General features: G+C 67.5%; 17 protein-coding genes and 1 tRNA gene. 10 read left to right on the top strand and 8 right to left on the bottom strand.

The window, feature by feature from the left end; all coding sequences use genetic code 11:
* The first annotated feature begins 1 nt into the window (after window position 1).
* From BLV92_RS11830 to BLV92_RS11805, 6 genes are read left to right on the top strand one after another with little or no spacing between them, the layout of a single operon-like run.
* Window positions 2–457 carry a glycoside hydrolase family 73 protein gene (locus tag BLV92_RS11830; RefSeq protein ID WP_090545080.1) on the top strand — a complete coding sequence of 152 codons (456 nt, stop codon included), beginning with the start codon at window positions 2–4 and terminating at the stop codon, window positions 455–457.
* 60 nt (window positions 458–517) lie between these two features.
* Window positions 518–769, top strand: coding sequence for a hypothetical protein (locus tag BLV92_RS11825; RefSeq protein WP_244283783.1), 252 nt, complete (start codon window positions 518–520; stop codon window positions 767–769).
* A 60-nt stretch (window positions 770–829) separates the two neighbouring features.
* Window positions 830–1120 carry a hypothetical protein gene (locus tag BLV92_RS11820; protein ID WP_090545078.1) on the top strand — a complete coding sequence of 97 codons (291 nt, stop codon included), beginning with the start codon at window positions 830–832 and terminating at the stop codon, window positions 1118–1120.
* Window positions 1117–1335: a hypothetical protein gene (locus BLV92_RS11815; protein WP_090545076.1), complete on the top strand. Its 219-nt coding sequence runs from the start codon at window positions 1117–1119 to the stop codon at window positions 1333–1335. Before BLV92_RS11820 ends, BLV92_RS11815 begins: the two co-directional genes overlap by 4 nt.
* A 60-nt stretch (window positions 1336–1395) precedes the next feature.
* Window positions 1396–1866 (top strand): hypothetical protein, encoded by a 471-nt coding sequence (locus BLV92_RS11810; RefSeq protein WP_090545075.1) that lies wholly within the window; start codon window positions 1396–1398, stop codon window positions 1864–1866.
* Entirely contained in the window at window positions 1866–2699 is an 834-nt protein-coding gene (locus tag BLV92_RS11805; RefSeq protein WP_090545073.1) for a patatin-like phospholipase family protein, read from the top strand. The genes BLV92_RS11810 and BLV92_RS11805 overlap by 1 nt, the downstream gene beginning before the upstream one ends.
* Window positions 2700–3154: 455 nt before the next feature.
* On the opposite strand, the gene BLV92_RS11800 is transcribed toward BLV92_RS11805, so the two are convergent.
* The 3 genes from BLV92_RS11800 to BLV92_RS11790 all read right to left on the bottom strand — a co-directional run bounded on the left by BLV92_RS11800 (window position 3155) and on the right by BLV92_RS11790 (window position 5175).
* Window positions 3155–4393 carry a tyrosine-type recombinase/integrase gene (locus tag BLV92_RS11800; RefSeq protein WP_090545071.1) on the bottom strand — a complete coding sequence of 413 codons (1239 nt, stop codon included), beginning with the start codon at window positions 4391–4393 and terminating at the stop codon, window positions 3155–3157.
* A 149-nt stretch (window positions 4394–4542) separates the two neighbouring features.
* Window positions 4543–4632 (bottom strand) — tRNA-Ser (locus tag BLV92_RS11795).
* 126 nt (window positions 4633–4758) lie between these two features.
* A complete protein-coding gene (locus BLV92_RS11790; protein WP_090545069.1) occupies window positions 4759–5175 on the bottom strand; it encodes an HIT family protein in 417 nt (138 codons plus the stop codon).
* 169 nt (window positions 5176–5344) lie between these two features.
* Between BLV92_RS11790 and cfa the strand changes: the two genes are divergently transcribed.
* On the top strand, window positions 5345–6526 hold the full coding sequence (cfa, locus tag BLV92_RS11785) for a cyclopropane fatty acyl phospholipid synthase (RefSeq protein ID WP_090545067.1): 1182 nt from the start codon (window positions 5345–5347) through the stop codon (window positions 6524–6526).
* Window positions 6527–6606: 80 nt separating this feature from the next.
* Here the strand turns inward: cfa and crcB are convergent, their stop codons facing one another.
* The 5 genes from crcB to BLV92_RS11760 form a co-directional block, all read right to left on the bottom strand.
* The gene (gene crcB, locus BLV92_RS11780; RefSeq protein ID WP_090545065.1) at window positions 6607–6987 is read right to left on the bottom strand and encodes a fluoride efflux transporter CrcB; all 381 of its coding nucleotides are present in this window, start codon (window positions 6985–6987) and stop codon (window positions 6607–6609) included.
* Window positions 6988–7132: 145 nt separating this feature from the next.
* Window positions 7133–7876 carry an SDR family oxidoreductase gene (locus tag BLV92_RS11775; RefSeq protein ID WP_090547020.1) on the bottom strand — a complete coding sequence of 248 codons (744 nt, stop codon included), beginning with the start codon at window positions 7874–7876 and terminating at the stop codon, window positions 7133–7135.
* A gap of 143 nt (window positions 7877–8019) precedes the next feature.
* The gene (gene styD / locus BLV92_RS11770) at window positions 8020–9498 is read right to left on the bottom strand and encodes a phenylacetaldehyde dehydrogenase StyD (protein ID WP_090545063.1); all 1479 of its coding nucleotides are present in this window, start codon (window positions 9496–9498) and stop codon (window positions 8020–8022) included.
* A 31-nt stretch (window positions 9499–9529) separates the two neighbouring features.
* Window positions 9530–10798, bottom strand: a complete 1269-nt coding sequence (locus BLV92_RS11765; protein WP_090545061.1) for a hypothetical protein — start codon at window positions 10796–10798, stop codon at window positions 9530–9532.
* 5 nt (window positions 10799–10803) lie between these two features.
* The gene (locus tag BLV92_RS11760) at window positions 10804–12777 is read right to left on the bottom strand and encodes a primary-amine oxidase (protein ID WP_090545059.1); all 1974 of its coding nucleotides are present in this window, start codon (window positions 12775–12777) and stop codon (window positions 10804–10806) included.
* 172 nt (window positions 12778–12949) lie between these two features.
* Between BLV92_RS11760 and BLV92_RS11755 the strand changes: the two genes are divergently transcribed.
* The 3 genes from BLV92_RS11755 (at window position 12950) to BLV92_RS11745 (ending at window position 17056) form a co-directional block, all read left to right on the top strand.
* Window positions 12950–13954 (top strand): AraC family transcriptional regulator, encoded by a 1005-nt coding sequence (locus BLV92_RS11755; protein ID WP_244283782.1) that lies wholly within the window; start codon window positions 12950–12952, stop codon window positions 13952–13954.
* Between the two features lie 316 nt (window positions 13955–14270).
* Window positions 14271–15722, top strand: coding sequence for an APC family permease (locus tag BLV92_RS11750; protein WP_090545057.1), 1452 nt, complete (start codon window positions 14271–14273; stop codon window positions 15720–15722).
* A gap of 113 nt (window positions 15723–15835) precedes the next feature.
* The gene (locus BLV92_RS11745; protein ID WP_090545055.1) at window positions 15836–17056 is read left to right on the top strand and encodes a porin; all 1221 of its coding nucleotides are present in this window, start codon (window positions 15836–15838) and stop codon (window positions 17054–17056) included.
* Window positions 17057–17156: the final 100 nt, after the last annotated feature.

Below are 17156 nucleotides of genomic sequence, written 5' to 3'. Positions count from 1 at the left end.
CATGCAGCCCGACGATTTCATCGACGCGATCGCGCCGGCCGCGCGCGAACTCGCGACGACCACGAAGATTCCGGCCAGCTTCACTATCGCGCAGGCGGCGCTCGAATCCGGCTGGGCGAAGTCGCAACTGGCGCAGCGGTATTTCAACCTGTTCGGCGTGAAGGCGGATCGAAGCTGGACCGGCCCGACCGTCGTCCTGCCGACCACCGAATACGAGAACGGCAAGCCGGTCACAGTGAACGCGACGTGGCGCGTCTATGACAGCTGGCTCGCCAGTATTCGCGACCGTGCCCAGTTCCTGCTCGACAACCCGCGCTACGCGCCGGCATTCGCGTACACGAGCGGCGCGACGTTCGCGCGCGCCGTCGCCGCCGCCGGCTATGCCACGGACCCGAATTACGCGGCAAAGCTCATCTCGATCATCAAGACGCACAACCTGAGCGCGCTCGACATCTAGCGCTGCGCACCAGCATTTTCACCGGCCGCCGCGTGTGGCCATTTTCATTGGAGCCTCAGCATGACCGTCCGCGCAAAATTTCGCCTCAGCGACATTACCGAGCACCACTGGCCGTGGAGCAAAACTCCGGCGAAGACCCTCAAGTTCACTGCCGACTACGATCCGTCGATTCCCGAGGATCAGCGCTTTCAAGAGGCTACGCCGCAGGGCAATTTCGAAATGCTCTGCACGAATCCGGTGGCGCTCGCGCAGTTCGAACTCGGCAAGTCGTATTACTTCGACATCACGCTCGCGCCGGATAGCGCGGCCTGAACGCCGATCTGACGCTTTACTTTGGCCGCCGCGCGCGGCCATTTTCGTTGAGAGGTAACGATGAATGCCGTTCTCTTCTTCCTTGGCGCGGTGCTGCTGTACGGCGCCTACGGCGCGCTGGTGCTGCTCGGCAAGACCGCACCCGATGGCTATGTCGCCGTGCTCGTGGCGGGCCTCACTTTCCTCGGCAAGCACGTTTCGACGAGCCGCGGCCCGGCCGCCGGCGGCGATGGTGGGCCTGCTCAATCGTCGGCCGACCCATCAGCTGCGGCCGCTGTTGCAGCACCTACTGCGATTGCGCCGGCGGCCGCGGCGAAGAGCGTAGGCGGCGACGCGCCGACGCTGCAGTGAGTCACGCGCTCGCCGCCGCATTTGCGGTAGCGCTGGCAGGCTGCACGGTCATCGAGCACGTGCAGGTTCTGCCGATCATCAACCCGAACACGTACGACGTGTCCTGTTGCGTGGCGTACGCGGAAATACCGCCGAGCACACAGCTGAACCTGTCCATCACGCACTCCGACGCCGCAGGCACGAAGGTGAAGCTCGGCGCGCGCTGGCGTTTCTGAAGTTCTCCCCGCAGTAACCATCCCGCCGCGATTGCGGCATCTCTCCCGAAGGTTCTCACCATGAAGAAGCTCATGCTGCTCGCGGCAGGCGTCGTCCTGTTCGCTCTCTCCGTTGCCGGTTGCACGACCGCGCAGCAACAGGACCTCGCGACGCTCGCCGCGCAGGCGCAGACCAACGTCATCAAGGCGTGCGCCGTTGTTCAGCCGGTGCTGCTCGACCTGAGCGCGTCGATTCCGGCGGATCCCAATCTGGCGCTGCTCGCTACCGACAACGGCAAGTTGTGCGCCGCAGTGGCAACGCTCGATCCGACGAACGTCCAGAGCCTCGTGAACACCGTGATCCCGCAGGCGATCGGCCTCGTCTCACTGCTCCCGATCGACGCGGGCACGCAGACCACGATCCGGCTCGCGCTCGGCGCTGCGTCGATCGCGCTGTCGAACTGGCTCGCGGTCTATGGCACGCCGAGCACGAGCACTGCGCCGGCGAGCGCGCCCGCGGCCGCATCCGCACCGGTCGCCGCGAGCTCGTGATGAAGCCGCTGCGCCTCGCGCTGAGCGGCTCGGGCTTCAAGGTGCCGGCGCACGTCGGCGCGCTGCACGCGATCGCGGACGCCGGCTACACGACGGTGGAGCTCGCCGGTACGTCCGGCGGCTCGATCGTCGCGGCGCTCGCTGCGTGCGGCATGTCGTTGTCGGACATGAAAACGCTCGCGCTGACGTTCGACTGGTCCGGGATGCTCAGCTTCAGTCCGCTCGCGGCGCTGCGCCTGCGCGGCTTCTGTGATGGGAAACGGCTGCTCGCGTGGCTCACCGAGCACACGGGCGGCCGCACGTTCAAGCAGCTCGACGTGCGGCTGTCCGCGATCGCGTCGAACGTGTCGACGGAAGCGCCGTACGTGTTCTCGCGATCGCTCACGCCCGATGTGCCGGTCGCTTTCGCCGTGCGCGCGTCGACGTCGATCCCGTTTGCGTTCGAGCCTGTCTCGTTCGGGCCGGCGATGCTCGCGGATGGCGGGATGGTGAACAACATCCCCGTCGACCGCCTCGCCGTCGACAACGTGCCGCGCCTTGGTGTGCAGCTCGTGAGCCAGGACCTCCCGCTTCAGCCGAACGCGCGCCTGTCGCTCGTCGAGTACTCGATGCGGCTCATCGATCTGATGCTGTCCGCGTGCGAGTCGACGCACGTGTCTGCGGCGCAGGCAGTCGGCGCGCACATGGCGTTCGTGGAAACCGGCTACGCATCCACGCTCGACCGGAACATGCCGCGCGAGATCCGGCAGCGCCTGTTCGACGACGGTTATGCGGCCACGCGCGCCACGCTCGCAAGCCTGCCATCGGCAACGCCTGTGCCCGTCTGCAACTGACCTCACATAACGGTAGCCCTCACGGCTACCGCACCCCTCAATCAGCCCGCATCATGCGGCGCATCCGTCGTCCCGTCCGGGACATTCAAATCATCATTCCAGTTGTCTATCGACACCCTGACCGACGCACCATGCCCCGCCGTGCCAAGACCCATCTGCACCGCGTCAGAAGCCCCGCAGGGCCGTTCCTGATGCCACCCGCCACCTGAACGCGCACCACATGTCGCGGGCCACCAGCGGGTCGTCGGCGCTACCGGGGAGGGTGACCGGTCGGAGGGGGGCAGGGTAGGGTATCCCCTAGGTCGGGGTGACCCGGCGGGTCCTTCCGGGGCAAAGCGTGCGACACGGGTAATTCGCGCCGCGTTATTCGTCACCCGCTATGTAAAAAAATCCCTTTACAGCTTTACGGCGATCTGGCGCAAAGCCGCGCCGGTGCTGGAATCCGGCGATTTACATCACGCCGCGTTTTGGTCCGGAAGGGAGAGGATGGCCGCGCTGCCATCGGTGCAGAAGCGAGCCCAGTCGTTCATCAGGCGCCGGCGGCGCTCAAGCATGTCACCGCGCCGGTATGCGGCCTCGACCTCGTTCTCGACCGCGTGCGCGAGCGCCATCTCCGCGACGTCGCTGGGGTGCTCGGTGCATTCGGCCGTCCAATCGCGGAACGTCGAACGGAAGCCATGGACCGTGATGTCGCTGAAGCCCATGCGTTCGAGCAGGTTCAGCATCGCCATGTTCGACATTGCCTTGTACGGAGACTTGCCGGCGAAGACGTAGCTGCCCGGCGGCGCGCGCTCGAGCAGCGGCTTGACGACGGCGATCACGTCGTCCGTCAACGGGACGCGGTGCTCAATCTCCATCTTCATGCGCTCGGCCGGAATGGTCCAGACGCGGCGCTTCAGATCGAACTCTTCCGGCCGCGCGAAGAGCACCTCAGAGGTGCGCGAGGCGGTCAGGATCAACGTGTGCAGCGCACGTGCGGCCATCGCTGGGCGTTGCGCGAGCTGGCGCATGAACTCGGGGATCTGCGCGTAGGGAAGCGCCGGATGATGCCTTACGCGCCGCGCGCGCTTGCGCTTCGGAAGGATCAATTCAAGGTGCCCACGCCACCGGGCCGGATTCTCGCCGCTGCGTCGCCCCTGAGCCTTTTCGGAGTCGAGAATCGATTCGATGCGGCCGCGCACGCGCGCTGCGGTCTCGCGCTTCTCAGTCCAGATGGGCTGAAGGATGCGCACGACCATCGGTGTGTCGACATCACGCACATCCACGTCACCGATCACCGGGTAGGCGTACGTTTCGAGGGTGTTCTCCCACTGGCTCGCGTGCTTCGCGTTCTTCCATTCGCCGCGGTGCTTTTTGATGTGGTCGGCCGCCGCATCCCTGAACAGCCTGGTCGCCGGCGATTCCATCGCGCGCTGGCGACGTTCGGCATTGCGCGCCTCGATCGGATCGGCGCCTGCTTTCAGGAGAGCCCGGCACTTCTGGGCTTCGACCCGGGCGGCAGCCAGTGACACGTTAGAGAGCGGCCCGAGACCCATCTCGCGCGAGCGGCCCTGCAGCGTGAACTTGAAGATCCACGAGCGCGACCCACTGGGTGATATCTGGAAATAGAGATTGCCGCCGTCCGGATATTGACCCGGCGCGTCGAGCTTGCCGATCTTCAGTGCGGTCAGTCTGTGCAACTGCCTCGCGGCCATTTCTCACCCCCAAATCAACCCCTGTTCGATGGGCGGATTGTGTCGGAACGCGACGGGACGGGCAAGAACGAAAATACCCCCAAAACCACGCTGGTGCTTGGGTCTGGCGGTATCTCGTGGAGAATATCGGAACTGCTAGGAATGCGTCCTGGCGGAGAGACGGGGATTCGAACCCCGGATAGGTATTAACCTATACACGCTTTCCAGGCGTGCGACTTAAACCGCTCATCCATCTCTCCGGCGGGAGGCGCATTATAGCAGACTCGTCGCGGAGGGCCAAACGCTGCGTATCGCCATGGTTCATCCAGCGGGCAAAGACCCCAAGGCCGGTCGAAAAAAGCCGCGCCCGACTCGCCCCGGCCGTCTCACAACGCCCCCCGAATCCTCCCCGCCAGCTCCTCCAGCTTCTCCGTCGCCGCCATCTCCCGCGCATGCGGCCGCAGTTCATGCCCGGCCCAGCGCGGGATCAAATGAAAATGCACATGCGGCACCGTCTGCCCGGCGGCCGCGCCGTTGAACTGCGCGACCAGCAACCCATCCGGCGCAAGCGCGCGCCGGATCGCCGCCGCGACCTGCTGAACCGTGCGTATGCACGCAGCGCCGGCCTCGGGCGACAGCTCGTAAATCTCGATCGCCGCTTCCTTCGGCAGCACGAGCACGTGGCCGTCCGCCTGGGGCATTAGGTCCATGATCGCGAGCGTCGTGTCCGACTCGCAGATCCTGACGCACGGAGCCTCGCCGCGCAGGATGCGCGCGAAGATGTTGTTCACGTCGTAAGCCATCGCGTCTCCTTGTTTTGCCGCGCGCGCGAGCGTCGCGGCTGTCGTTAACCTTTCAATTATCACGCAATACGTAACCTCCCTGGGAGGGTCGATGCAGGCTTTTTCGGCTCAGTGCATCATAGGGGTTTCACGGGATGCACGACGACGAGGGAAAAGATACGGAGCACCTATGGCAACGACAGACGCAACGACAGATCTGGAAACACGTAAGCCCGTCCGCAAAGCGACGGGGGCCTCGGCCGCGAAGTTCATTGCGGCGCTGCTGGAGAAAGCCGACATCAAGGTGGGCGGCAACCGTCCGTGGGACATTCGCATGCTGGACCCGCATGTCTCCGAGCGCGTGCTCGCGCTCGGCAATCTGGGCCTCGGCGAAGCGTACATGGACGGTCACTGGGAGTGCGACCGGCTCGATGAATTTTTCGCGCGTGTGTTGCGCGCGCATCTGGATGAGCAGATCGACCCGGCGCGGCTCGTATTCCATGCGCTGCGCGCGCGCCTGCTGAACCGGCAGACGATGCGCCGCGCGTGGCAGGTCGGCGAGCAGCACTACGACATCGGCAACGAGTTTTACGAAGCGATGCTCGACGGCCGCATGACCTACACGTGCGGCTATTGGGCCGGCGGCGCGAAGACGCTCGCCGAGGCGCAGGAGCAGAAGCTCGACATGATCTGCCGGAAGCTCGGTTTGCAGCCCGGCATGCGTCTGCTCGACATCGGCTGCGGCTGGGGCAGCCTGATGCGCTTCGCGGCCGAGCACTATGGCGTCAACTGCGTCGGCGTGACGATCTCGAAGGAGCAGGCGGAATTCGGCGCGGCGCGTTGCGAGGGACTGCCGGTCGAATTCCGGCTGCAGGACTACCGGATGCTGAACGAGCGTTTCGATCGCATCGCGAGCGTCGGCATGTTCGAGCACGTCGGCCCGAAGAACTATCGCGCGTACATGGAAGTCGCGCATCGCTGCCTCGGCGACGACGGGCTGTTCCTGCTGCACACGATCGGCAAGAACCGCCGCAACACGTCGCCCGACCCGTGGATCGACAAATACATTTTCCCGAACGGCGAACTGCCGACGATCGGCCAGATCGCGGACGCGTCGGGCGGCCTGTTCGTCACCGAGGACCTGCATAACTTCGGCGCGGACTACGACCGCACGCTGATGGCGTGGCACGAGAACTTCGAGGCCGCGTGGCCGCGCTTCGCGTCGTCGATGGGCGAGCGGTTCTACCGGATGTGGCGTTATTACCTGCTGTCGTGCGCGGGCGCGTTCCGTGCGCGCGACATCCAGTTGTGGCAATGGGTGTTGTCGAAGAACGGCGTGCAGGGCGGTTACGTGCGGCCGGCGCCCGGCTGACATCGGCCGGTCGTTCGGCCGCTCGTTCGGCCGGATGGAATGAAGCGAAGGGCGCCGGTTATCGGCGCCCTTCGTTCTTTTCAGCGCATCACGACGGCGACCGTCGCGATGCCGAGCACGGTCATCACGACCGATGCGCATACGTGAATCGCGATCTCGCCGGCGGCCCAGCCGAGCCGTCCGTTCTGCAGGTGCGACACGACTTCGGCGGAGAACGTCGAGAAGGTGGACAGGCCGCCCATCAGGCCGGTAATCACGAACAGCCGCCATTCGGGCGACAGCGACGGCATGCGCCCGAAAAACGCGATCGCGACGCCGATCACGTAGCCGGCGATCACGTTCGATGCGAGCGTGCCGAGCGGCAGGTCCGGAAACAGGCCGTTCATGCGCAGCCCGAGCACCCAGCGCAGCAACGACCCGAGCGCGCCGCCGATGCCGACGGCGAGGATGGAAAGGTACATGGTTGTGAGCGGAATGAAGGCCCGCTTCCGCGCGGGACCGGTAACGGCCGATGCGACAAGCCCCGCAGTTTAGCATCGTGCCGCGAGCCTTCAGACGCCATCCCCTGCCGCGCGCCACGCGCGCGGGCCGCCGGAGATGCGCGGGTCAGGCGAGGCCGCCGTTCGCCCTCAGCGTCTGGCCGTTGACCCAGCCGCCGTCCGGGCCGGCGAGGAACGACACGACCCCCGCGATGTCGGCGGGTTCGCCGAGCCGTTGCAGCGGCGGCAGGCTCGCGAAGTGGCGCACCTGCTCGTCGGTCTTGCCGTTCAGGAACAGTTCGGTCGCGACCGGCCCCGGCGCGACCGCGTTCACGGTGATGCTGCGGCCGCGCAGTTCCTTCGCGAACACGCGGGTCAGCGCCTCGACCGCGGCCTTGCTCGCGTTGTAGAGGCCGTACGCGGGCAGGTTCAGCGCGAGCGCGGTGGTCGAGAAGTTGATGACGCGGCCGCCGTTGGCGAGCTTCGACGCGGCTTCGCGCATCGTGTTCAGCGTGCCGCGCACGTTGATGTCGAAGGTCTCCTCGTACAGCGCGTCCGCGAAGTCCGCAATGGTCGCGGTCTTCATGATGCCCGCGTTGTTCACGAGCACCTGCGGCTGGCCGAGTCTCGCGGCCGTTTCGTCGAACAGGCGGCGCACGTCGGCCGGCTGCGCGACGTTCGCGCGCACCGCGATCGCGCGGCCGCCGTCGGCCTCGATCTTCGCGACGAGCGCGTCGGCCGCGCCGGCGCTCGACGCATAGTTGATCGCGACGGCGAAGCCGTCTTTCGCGAGACGTTCGGCGATGGCCGCGCCGATGCCGCGCGACGCGCCGGTGACGATCGCGACGGGGCGGGAGTTCGGTGTGTTCATGAGGGTGTCCGTCCAGGGTTCGAAGTACGCCGCCATCATGAACGAGTTCGCGCGCGCGATCATTAGCCGGCAGCGGGCATCATCGTTCCACTGCCATTAATAATCGCGCGCGATGCACGGGTTGCAACGCCCGGTCGCAACGCTCAATACGCGATGCAGACGGACTTCGTCTCCGTATAGGCGTCGATGATCGCGCGACCGTGCTCGCGGCCGATGCCTGATGCCTTGAAGCCGCCGAACGGCAGCGCCGGGTCGACCATGTTGTGCGTGTTGACCCATACGGTGCCGGCCTCGACGCCGTCGATCACGCGCAGCGCGCGGTCGAGCTGACTGGTCCACACGCTCGCGCCGAGGCCGTACGCGGACGCGTTCGCGGCGGCGATCGCCTCGTCCACGTCGTCGTACGGCATCGCGACGAGCACCGGCCCGAACACTTCCTCCGCGACGACGGTCAGCGGCCGGTTGTCGAAGTTGCCGATGACGGTCGGCTCGACGAAGAAGCCGGGGCGGTCGCTCGCGCGGCCGCCCGCGACGATCTCGCCGCCTTCGTCGCGGCCCTGCGCGATCATGCCGGCGACCTTGTCGCGGTGGCGCGCGGACACGAGCGGCCCCATCTGCGTGGCCGCATCGAAGCCGGAGCCGAGCACCGTCGAGCGCGCGATCTGCGCGATGCCGCCGACGATCTCGTCGTAGCGCGAGCGCGGCACGTAGAGCCGCGAGCCGGCGGTGCAGACCTGGCCGTGGTTGAAGAAGATCGCGCCGGCCGCGCCTTCGATCGCGCGGCGCGGGTCGCAGTCGTCCAGCACGATCACCGGACTCTTGCCGCCGAGTTCGAGCGACGCGCGTTTCAGGTCGCTCGCGCACTGGCGGCCGATGATGCGGCCGACTTCGGTCGAGCCGGTGAACGTGACCTTGTCGATCTGCGGATGGCGCACCAGCGCCGCGCCCGCCGTTTCGCCGCGGCCGGTCACGACGTTGAACACGCCCGGCGGAAAGCCGGCTTCGTGCGCGAGTTCGGCGAGGCGGAGCGCGGTCAGCGGGGTTTCCTCGGCGGGCTTCAGCACGACGGTGCAGCCGCACGCGAGCGCGGGCGCGATCTTCCACACCGCCATCAGCAGCGGGAAATTCCACGGCACGATCGCGGCGACGACGCCGACCGGCACGCGCCGCGTCGACGCGTTGTAGCGCACGCTGGGCGGGAACGCGAGCGACAGGTCGACGGTGCTGCCTTCGATCTTCGTCGCCCAGCCGGCCATGTAGCGCAGCCACTGCGCGCTGCCGCCGACTTCGAGCATCTTCGAGAAGCCGAGCAGCTTGCCCTGGTTCAGCGTTTCGAGCGCGGCGAGTTCGTCGCCGTGTTGTTCGACCAGATCCGCGAGCTTCAGCAGCAGGCGCTCGCGCGCGGCGGGCGGCAGCCTGCGCCACGTATCGGCTTCGAACGCGCGGCGCGCGGCGAACACCGCCGCGTCGACGTCGGCGTCCGTCGCGTCGGGCACCTGCGCGATCTCGTCGCCGGTCGCCGGGTCGAACACGGCGAACGTGCGGCCGTCGCCGCTGCCGGCGCAACGGCCGTCGATGAACATCTGCGTGCGGATCGGATGCGTGAGGGTCTGGCGGTTCATCAGGTGTCTCCTTGTGGGTAGGGTCGATGGGTCAGCGCAGCGTGAATTCGCTGCCTGGCGCGAACGCGGGCGGCGCGCGGCGGCGCGGTTCGTGACGGGCGTCGCGGCGAACGGCGAACGCCGCCGCGCAGACGAGGTTCAGCGCGCCGCCGAACAGGAACAGCGGATGGAAGCCGTCGCCGAAGCACCACGGCGTGAGCGCGAGCGCCGCGCCGGCGAGCATGCCGGCGTGATGGATCGCGCCGGGGCAGCTTGCGTGCGAGGCGGCGAGCGCAGAGGCGGTGCGGCCGGCTGGCGAGGCGGTATATGCAGTACCGATGCGGCTGGCCGGTTGTGCCGTCCGCGCGGCTTCGACCCGGCCGGTGGGTGATGCGGCGCATGGAGCGCCGATGCGGCCGGCTGGCGAGGCGGTGCGTGTGGCATCGACGCGGCCGGCTGGCGAGACGGTGCATGGGATGTCGAGGCTACCGGCCAGCGGCGCGGCGCCGGAGCAGCCTGCCAGCCATGTCGCGGACGCCGCGCCCGGCGTGCGCAGCAGCGTCGCGATCGTCACGCAGTCGAGCACCGCGAACAGCGGCGCGGCGAGCGTGAAGAAAGGCAAAAGCGCATCGAGCGTGAGCGCGGCGAGCAGCGCGCCGCGCCATGCGAACAGCGCGAGCAGCACGCGGCGGCGTTCGAAGCGGTCGGCCAATAACGCACCGGCCGTTGCGACGACGAATGCGGCCAGCGCATGCGAAGGAGCGAATGCGCCCGCGCCGCAGATCGCGAACAACTGGAAACGGGCGAGCACGCCGCTCGACAATCCGGCGAGCAGCGCGGGCAAGGCGACCGGCGCGGCGGCGCGCAGCCATCCGGCGTGTCGATGGACGTCGCGAGGCGAGGGCAGCGCCGCTTCGCGAGCTGCGCCGATCCCCGCATCGGCGCGCCGCGCGCGCCATAACGGCCGCGTCGACGCGAGCAGCAGCAGGGCGGCGGGCGCGAGCAGCCAGCCCGACGACGAGCCCGCACCGCGCGTCGCGGCGGCCGCTGCGACGCCGGTTGCGATCATCGACAGCATCAGCGCGGCGGCAACCGGCGCACCCGCACGCGAGCCGAACCGCCGCGCCATCGCGGCGGGCAGCGCGATCATCGTCAGCAGCACGATACCCGCGCTCGCCGCCGCGACCTGTCCGCGCGCGACGCCTGCCGCGGCGAGCACGAGACCCGCCGCGAGCAGCGCCGCGCCGCCCGCGAGTCCGCACCATGCGCCCGCCGCATGCAGTCCGGGTGGCATCGCGACGCGGCGGCTGGCCGGCTTCATCGCCGTTACTTCTTGCAGCAGTGGCCGGAGACCGCGCCGTCCTGCACGCTGTGCGGGTCGCGTCCGCCCGGCAGGTCCATCGCCGGGTTGCCGTAGAAGAAGTTGTTCGGCTTCAGCATGAAACCGGCGTACTCGACCGGCATCACCGGGAAGTCCTCCGGCTTGCACACGTGCGTATGCCCGAAGCTGTGCCACACGACGATGTCCTCGTTCTCGACGTTGCGGTTCGCCTCGATGTAGCGCGGCAGCCCGTCGCCGCCCGCGTGCTGGTTCGGATAGTCGCCGCTCGCGTAACGCTGCGCCGGGTCGTACGGCGTGACCCACAGGTGGCGCGTCGCGAAACCGCCGCGCTGGCGCACCTTCGAAGCCGGGTCCGCGAGCATCAGCGGCGAGTCGTTCACGATCAGCTTGTAGCCGGGATTCGCGCCGACCGGGTTCGTCACGTTCGGGTTCACGATCTTCCAGTAGCGGCCGGTGCTGCCGTTCGCGTTGCGCGCCGCCTCGCCCTCGGTCTTCAGCACGCGTTTCGTCGTGTCGAACACGTTGCCGTACGGGTTCGTGTCGCCCATCGGACGCGGCACGAATTCGTGCTCGGTCACCGCGTTCTTCTCGCCGTCGACCATCATGTGCAGACGCGCGTTGAAGAAGTGCTGATGCGTCGGGCCGCCGAGGTGCTCGGTGACCATGCCGCCCCACGGGTAGGTGTCGCCGCTTGCGACCGCCGAGGTCTGGATGATGCCGGTCAGCTTGCATTCGAGCTGGATCGTGCCGTCCTGGTACAGGTACCAGTAGAACCCGTAGTCGTAGTTGCCGACCGTCGCGAAGAACGAGATCACGAGCCGGCGCGAGCGGCGCACCTCGAATACGCCGGTGCGGAACTCGTAGTGCTTCCACAGCGTGCCGTAGTCCTCCTCGTGCATGCAGACCGCGTTTTTCATCGCGAAGCTGTTGCCGAAGTCGTCGGCGGCCGGGATGTCGAAGTAGCGGATCGTGCCGAGGCAGTCGCAGCCGAGTTCCAGTTGATTCGCGAGTTTGCCGAGCCCGTATTCGCCGGCGTCGAACGCGCTTTTCCAGTAGTGGTTCGTGGTCGGGTCCGAGTACGGCACGCACATCTCGGTGACGCTCGCGCGATAGATCACCGGCCGCGCGGTCTTGCCGTCGTCCCACGACAGTTGGTGCAGCACGAGCCCTTCGCGCGGCGTGAAGCCGACGCGGAACTTCCAGTTCTGCCAGCTCACCTGCCAGCCGTCCACCGTGAAGCTCGGGCCTTCCGGCTGGTCGATCGACAGCGGCTTCACCGTGTCGCGCGGCTTGCCGAGGCTCGGCGTGTCGTAGTTATGCTTGTCGCGCGGAATCGGGATGATGCGGCCGTCGTCGATCAGTTCGATCACCTTCTGTTCGAGCAGGTCCACGACGGCGACGACGCCTTCGATCGGATGCGCGTAGCCGTTGTCGGTCAGCGCGTCGCGATAGTAGCTGACGCAACGGACCAGCCGCCGGCCGTTCTCGTTCGGCCGGTCGAACGCGCCGGCCGAGAACGGGTCCACCTGCACGCGTTCCAGATCGTCGTCCGTGAGGCCGCGTTTTTTCACGGCCGCGCGCCAGCCGGCGTCCTCCTTCACGATCCGCTCGGCGTTCATGAAGTCCTCGATCATCACCGGCGGCTGCCCGTACGGCGCTTCGCCGAGCGCGAGCGGCTTCACCGCTTCGACCTGCTTCTCGCGCAGGTCCACCACGTATTCGGTCGTCGTGCCGCGCGTGCGGTCGATCGCGACGACGAACGCGCGGCGCGAGAAATACGCGCCAGGCGTGAACGCGAGCACTTCCGCCTTCGGCGGCTCGCGCAGTTCGACGACCGGAAAGCGTCCATGTGCGTCGAGTGGCTGCGAAGCCTTCACGACGTCGCACGCGAGTTGCATTTCGTCGAGGCTCAACGGGTCGAGCGGATGCGCGCTCGTGCTGGTCGGGTTCGTGTTCATAGGCGTTTCGTCAGAGGAGTCGGGGAGTGCGCCATCGCGTGTGAAGGCTGCGATGTCGATGGGGCAATCGTAGAAACGCCGATTTATTTTCGCGCTTGCACAGTGCGCCAAAGGGGCGATAGAGTGCGCCAGAAGGATCGTGCAGATCCACGCAGGCGAAACGGAGAGAGACGTGCAAAAAGTGCCTGTAAACAGCGGTTTTCCGATGATTCGCGGTGCGGTGATGGGTCCGGTCGTGCGGGCGCTCGATGCCGCGGGCGCGGATTGCGACGCGCTGCTCGCGGAGTTCGGCATGAGCCGGCGGCTGCTGTCGAATCCTTACGAGATCCTTCCGCTCGTGCGTTACGTCGCGGCATTCGAGCGCGCGGCGCAGGTGCTCGACGAACCGTCGCTCGGGCTGCGGCTCGGCAGCGAGCTGCAACTGACCGAGCTGGGGCCGGCGGGCCTCGTGTTCATGTCGTCGCCGACGCTCGGCGTCGCGATGCGCAAGTTCAGCGCGGCGCTCGGGTCGTGGCAGAGCGCGGCGGCCGTCGAAGTCGTGCGCGACGACGAGTGGCCGGTGTGGTCGTACCGGATCACCCATCCGCAGACCGGGCCGCGCCGCCAGGACGCCGAATACAGCGTGTCCGCGATGTGCAACATGATCCGCCTCGTGCGCGGCCCGTCGTGGACGCCGGTCGAGGTGCACTTCGAGCACGCGGCGCCCGCAGACCTGAAACCGTACATGCGGATCTTCCGCGTGCCGGTGCGCTTCCAGCAGCCGGCGAACGGCGTGATCCTGCGCCCGCACGATCTCGACGCGTCGCTGAAAAGCGCGGACCTGCAGATGGCGCGGATGATGGAGCGCCACGCGACCGACCTGATCCTGCGCGACACCGTTCCGCACAATCTCGTCGAGCAGGTTCGCGACCTCGTCACGCGGCGGCTCGCGCGCGAAAAGCTGGTCGTCGCGGACATCGCGAAGGACCTCGGGATGTCGCACCGATCGTTGCAGCGGCATCTAACGGACGCCGGCACGTCGGTGCGGCAGATCATCCGCGAGGAACGGCAGCGCAGCGTCGCCGAACTGCGCCAGCAGGAGGGGCTGACGAACGCGGCGGTTGCGCGCGCGGTCGGCTACGCGGACGCGACGGTGCTGTGGCGCGCGTCGCGCAACTGGGACCGCGACGACGCATAAGCGGCGTATGAGCGGCGCATGAGCGGCAAATAACCGTCGCGCCATCCTTTCGCCGCTGAAAGCATCAGTCCATGCATTCGCGTGAATCGTTCGTCATCCGGAGCAATGCCGGCGTGCCGCATGCCCTCGCTCAGTGAAAACCCGCCATACGATTGGCGCACTTTATCGAAAATCTGGCGCAATGCGCCAGGTCGCCGGATTTTTTAGCTGCCTACCATGCGCTCGTATCGCATCGCCGAAGATCGATGCGGAGAGTGCCCGGCGACTCGTGGATCGCCGGGCGAACCCTAAAAAATACAGGCAAACAGAGGCAGCGATGAATGAACCGTATTCTTCAACCCATCCGGCTGGGGCGGGCGCGGACGTAGCGGCGAAGGGCGGCCTGCTCGGGCTGTGGCAGATCGTGTTTCTGGTGATCTCGGCGGCCGCGCCGCTGACCGGCATGCTCGGCGCGGTGCCGCCCGCGATCAGCCTCGGCAACGGCGCGGGCATTCCGGGCGCGTTCGTGATCGCCGGCGTCGTGCTGCTGGTGTTCAGCGTCGGTTTCGCGTCGATGAGCCGGCACGTGGTCCGCGCCGGCGCGTTTTACGCGTACATCTCGGCGGGGCTCGGGCGGCCGGCCGGCATGGGCGGCGCGTTCGTCGCGCTGGTGTCGTACACCGCGATCCAGATCGCGCTGTACGGGCTGTTCGGCTTCTTCGGCACCGTCGTGCTCGGGCCGCTGCTGCACACGGGTATGCCGTGGTACGTGTATTCGCTCGCGTGCGTCGCGGTCGTGCAGGTGACCGGCATTCGCGGGATCGACCTGAACAGCCGCCTGCTCGGCGTGCTGATGAGCCTCGAACTCGGCATCCTGCTCGTGCTCGCCGTTGCGATCGTGATTCACGGCGGCGGCCCGGACGGCCTCACGCTCGCGCCGCTCGCGCCGCGCAACGTGTTCAGCGGCCACGTCGGGATCGCGGTGATGTTCGCGTTCGCGTCGTTCATCGGCTTCGAGGCGACCGCGATCTACGGCAAGGAGTGCCGCGACCCGAAGGTCACGGTGCCGCGCGCGACCTACGTGTCGGTCACGCTGATCCTCGTGTTCTTCGCGTTCGTCACGTGGGCGATCGTCTGCGCGTACGGGATGAAGAACGTCGCGGACGTCGCGACGAAACAGCCCGGCGACTTCTGGTTCATCCAGTCCGGCCAGTACCTCGGCGGCGCGCTGACGACCGCGATGAGCTTCCTGCTGCTGACCAGCATCTTCGCGAGCCTGCTGTCGTTCCACAACACGATCGTCCGCTACATCCACGCGCTGAGCGGCGAGGGCATCCTGCCGGCCGCGCTCGACCGGCTGCATCCGAAGTACGGCTCGCCGTATCTCGCGAGCTACCTGCAGACGCTGTCCGTCTGCGTGCCGCTCGGGCTCTTCATCGCGGCGGGCAGCGATCCGTTCAACGTCGTGTTCAGCTGGGACTCGGCGCTCGGCACGATCGGCATCGTGATGCTGCAGGCGGTCACGAGCTTCTCGGTCGTCGCGTTCTTCCGCGCGACGAAAAAGGACACGCGGCTGTGGCACTCGCTCGTCGCGCCGGTGCTCGGCGGCATCGGGCTGCTGTGGATCGGCGTCCTGCTGGTGCGCAACCTCGACGCGTTGAGCGGCTCGGACAGCCCGGTCGTGCGTGCGTTCCCGTGGATCGTGCTCGCGGTCGCGCTCGCCGGCGTCGCCATCGGCTTCGTGCTGCGGCGCACGCGCCCGGACATCTACGCGCGGTTCGGGCAGTAACCGGCTCCGTTTCATCGCCCCCGCGGCGCGCCGCGCGCCGCGTATCGACTCGCCACGGCGCACGCATCGGACGCGCGCCGCGCTCCTTCCTCTTCTCGACAGACAACAACGACATGGCAGATCTTCTCGTCAAGCGCGCGGCGCTTGCGCTGGTTTCGTGCGGCCTCGCGATCGGCGCGCACGCACAGTCCTCGGTCACGCTGTACGGCACGGTGGACGCCGGCCTCATCTATTCGACGAACCAGCAGGTCACGCAGCCCGACGGCAGCACGAGCGGCCACGCGAACTATCAACTGGGCGGCGGCAACCTGGTGCCGTCGCGCTGGGGGCTGACCGGCAGCGAGGACATCGGCGGCGGCACGACCGTGAACTTCACGCTCGAAAACAGCTTCTTCACGCAGAACGGCGCGCTGCTGCAAGGCGGCACGCTGTTCAACCGCAACGCGTGGGTCGGTCTGTCGAACGGCCGTTACGGCACGCTGACGCTCGGCCGCCAGTACGACCCGTTCTCGGACGACCTCGGCGCGTACGTGTCGAGCAATAGCTGGGCGACGCTGTACGGCTCGCACTTCGGCGACGTCGACAACCTCAACGAGGCGTTCAACTTCAACAACTCGCTCAAGTACCTCAGCCCGAGCTTCGGCGGCTTCACGATCGGCGGGCTGTTCAGCCTCGGCGGCGTGGCCGGCGACTTCTCGCGCAACCGCGGCTGGTCGGTCGCGGCGAACTACGCGCACGGGCCGCTGTCGCTGTCGGCCGGCTACCTGACGCTGCGCGACCCGTTGCAGGCGGCGCTCGGCGGCGAGAGCGGCTATATCGGCGACTTCTCGTGCGCGAACCCGGGCGCGGCGTTCTGCGAACTGCAGAATGCGTCGCGCGTCAGCATCTACGGCGCGGGCGGCTCGTATGCGTTCGACCGGGTGACGGTCGCGCTCAGTTACACGCATACGCGTCTGTCGCAGAGCCGGTATTTCGCGAGCCCGGCCGCGCCGCAGGGCTCGGACATCTCGTTCGACATCGCGGAACTGAATACGTCGTGGACGCTGTCGCCCGAATGGCAGGTCGGCTTCGCGTACATCTTCAACGACGCGCGGCCGGACGGCGGATCGTCGACGCGGCTGCATCAGGTGAACCTCGGCACCACGTACAGCCTGTCGAAGCGCACCGCGCTGTATGCGGTCGCGATCGGCCAGAAGTCGTCGGGCGCGGGACTCGGCATCGACCCGGCCGATCCGTCCGGCGCGACGCGCAACCTCGCGCAGATTCCGAACCTGGTGAACTCGGATACGGACCGGCAGCTTGCGGTAATGGTCGGCATCCGCCACAACTTCTGACGCCGGCGCGTCGATGCTGCGCCGCACGAACGATGCGGCGCGGCACGGCGCAACGGGCGCGGCGGCGGGCGGGGCGTTCCGGATGGAAGGGCGGCCGGGT

Origin of the sequence: Paraburkholderia caballeronis (genome assembly GCF_900104845.1) — a bacterium.
GTDB lineage: Bacteria > Pseudomonadota > Gammaproteobacteria > Burkholderiales > Burkholderiaceae > Paraburkholderia > Paraburkholderia caballeronis.
This window is presented reverse-complemented; position numbering and strand designations above follow the sequence as displayed.

Excerpts from the sequence above, each read along its gene's own strand:
- BLV92_RS11825 (WP_244283783.1), top strand. The coding sequence starts at position 518 with ATGACCGTCCGCGCAAAATTTCGCCTCAGCGACATTACCGAGCACCAC.
- BLV92_RS11810 (WP_090545075.1), top strand. The coding sequence starts at position 1,396 with ATGAAGAAGCTCATGCTGCTCGCGGCAGGCGTCGTCCTGTTCGCTCTC.
- BLV92_RS11830 (WP_090545080.1), top strand. The coding sequence starts at position 2 with ATGCAGCCCGACGATTTCATCGACGCGATCGCGCCGGCCGCGCGCGAA.
- BLV92_RS11800 (WP_090545071.1), bottom strand. The coding sequence starts at position 4,393 with ATGGCCGCGAGGCAGTTGCACAGACTGACCGCACTGAAGATCGGCAAG.
- BLV92_RS11790 (WP_090545069.1), bottom strand. The coding sequence starts at position 5,175 with ATGGCTTACGACGTGAACAACATCTTCGCGCGCATCCTGCGCGGCGAG.
- cfa (WP_090545067.1), top strand. The coding sequence starts at position 5,345 with ATGGCAACGACAGACGCAACGACAGATCTGGAAACACGTAAGCCCGTC.
- BLV92_RS11820 (WP_090545078.1), top strand. The coding sequence starts at position 830 with ATGAATGCCGTTCTCTTCTTCCTTGGCGCGGTGCTGCTGTACGGCGCC.
- BLV92_RS11765 (WP_090545061.1), bottom strand. The coding sequence starts at position 10,798 with ATGAAGCCGGCCAGCCGCCGCGTCGCGATGCCACCCGGACTGCATGCG.
- styD (WP_090545063.1), bottom strand. The coding sequence starts at position 9,498 with ATGAACCGCCAGACCCTCACGCATCCGATCCGCACGCAGATGTTCATC.
- BLV92_RS11750 (WP_090545057.1), top strand. The coding sequence starts at position 14,271 with ATGAATGAACCGTATTCTTCAACCCATCCGGCTGGGGCGGGCGCGGAC.
- crcB (WP_090545065.1), bottom strand. The coding sequence starts at position 6,987 with ATGTACCTTTCCATCCTCGCCGTCGGCATCGGCGGCGCGCTCGGGTCG.
- BLV92_RS11745 (WP_090545055.1), top strand. The coding sequence starts at position 15,836 with ATGGCAGATCTTCTCGTCAAGCGCGCGGCGCTTGCGCTGGTTTCGTGC.
- BLV92_RS11775 (WP_090547020.1), bottom strand. The coding sequence starts at position 7,876 with ATGAACACACCGAACTCCCGCCCCGTCGCGATCGTCACCGGCGCGTCG.
- BLV92_RS11805 (WP_090545073.1), top strand. The coding sequence starts at position 1,866 with ATGAAGCCGCTGCGCCTCGCGCTGAGCGGCTCGGGCTTCAAGGTGCCG.
- BLV92_RS11760 (WP_090545059.1), bottom strand. The coding sequence starts at position 12,777 with ATGAACACGAACCCGACCAGCACGAGCGCGCATCCGCTCGACCCGTTG.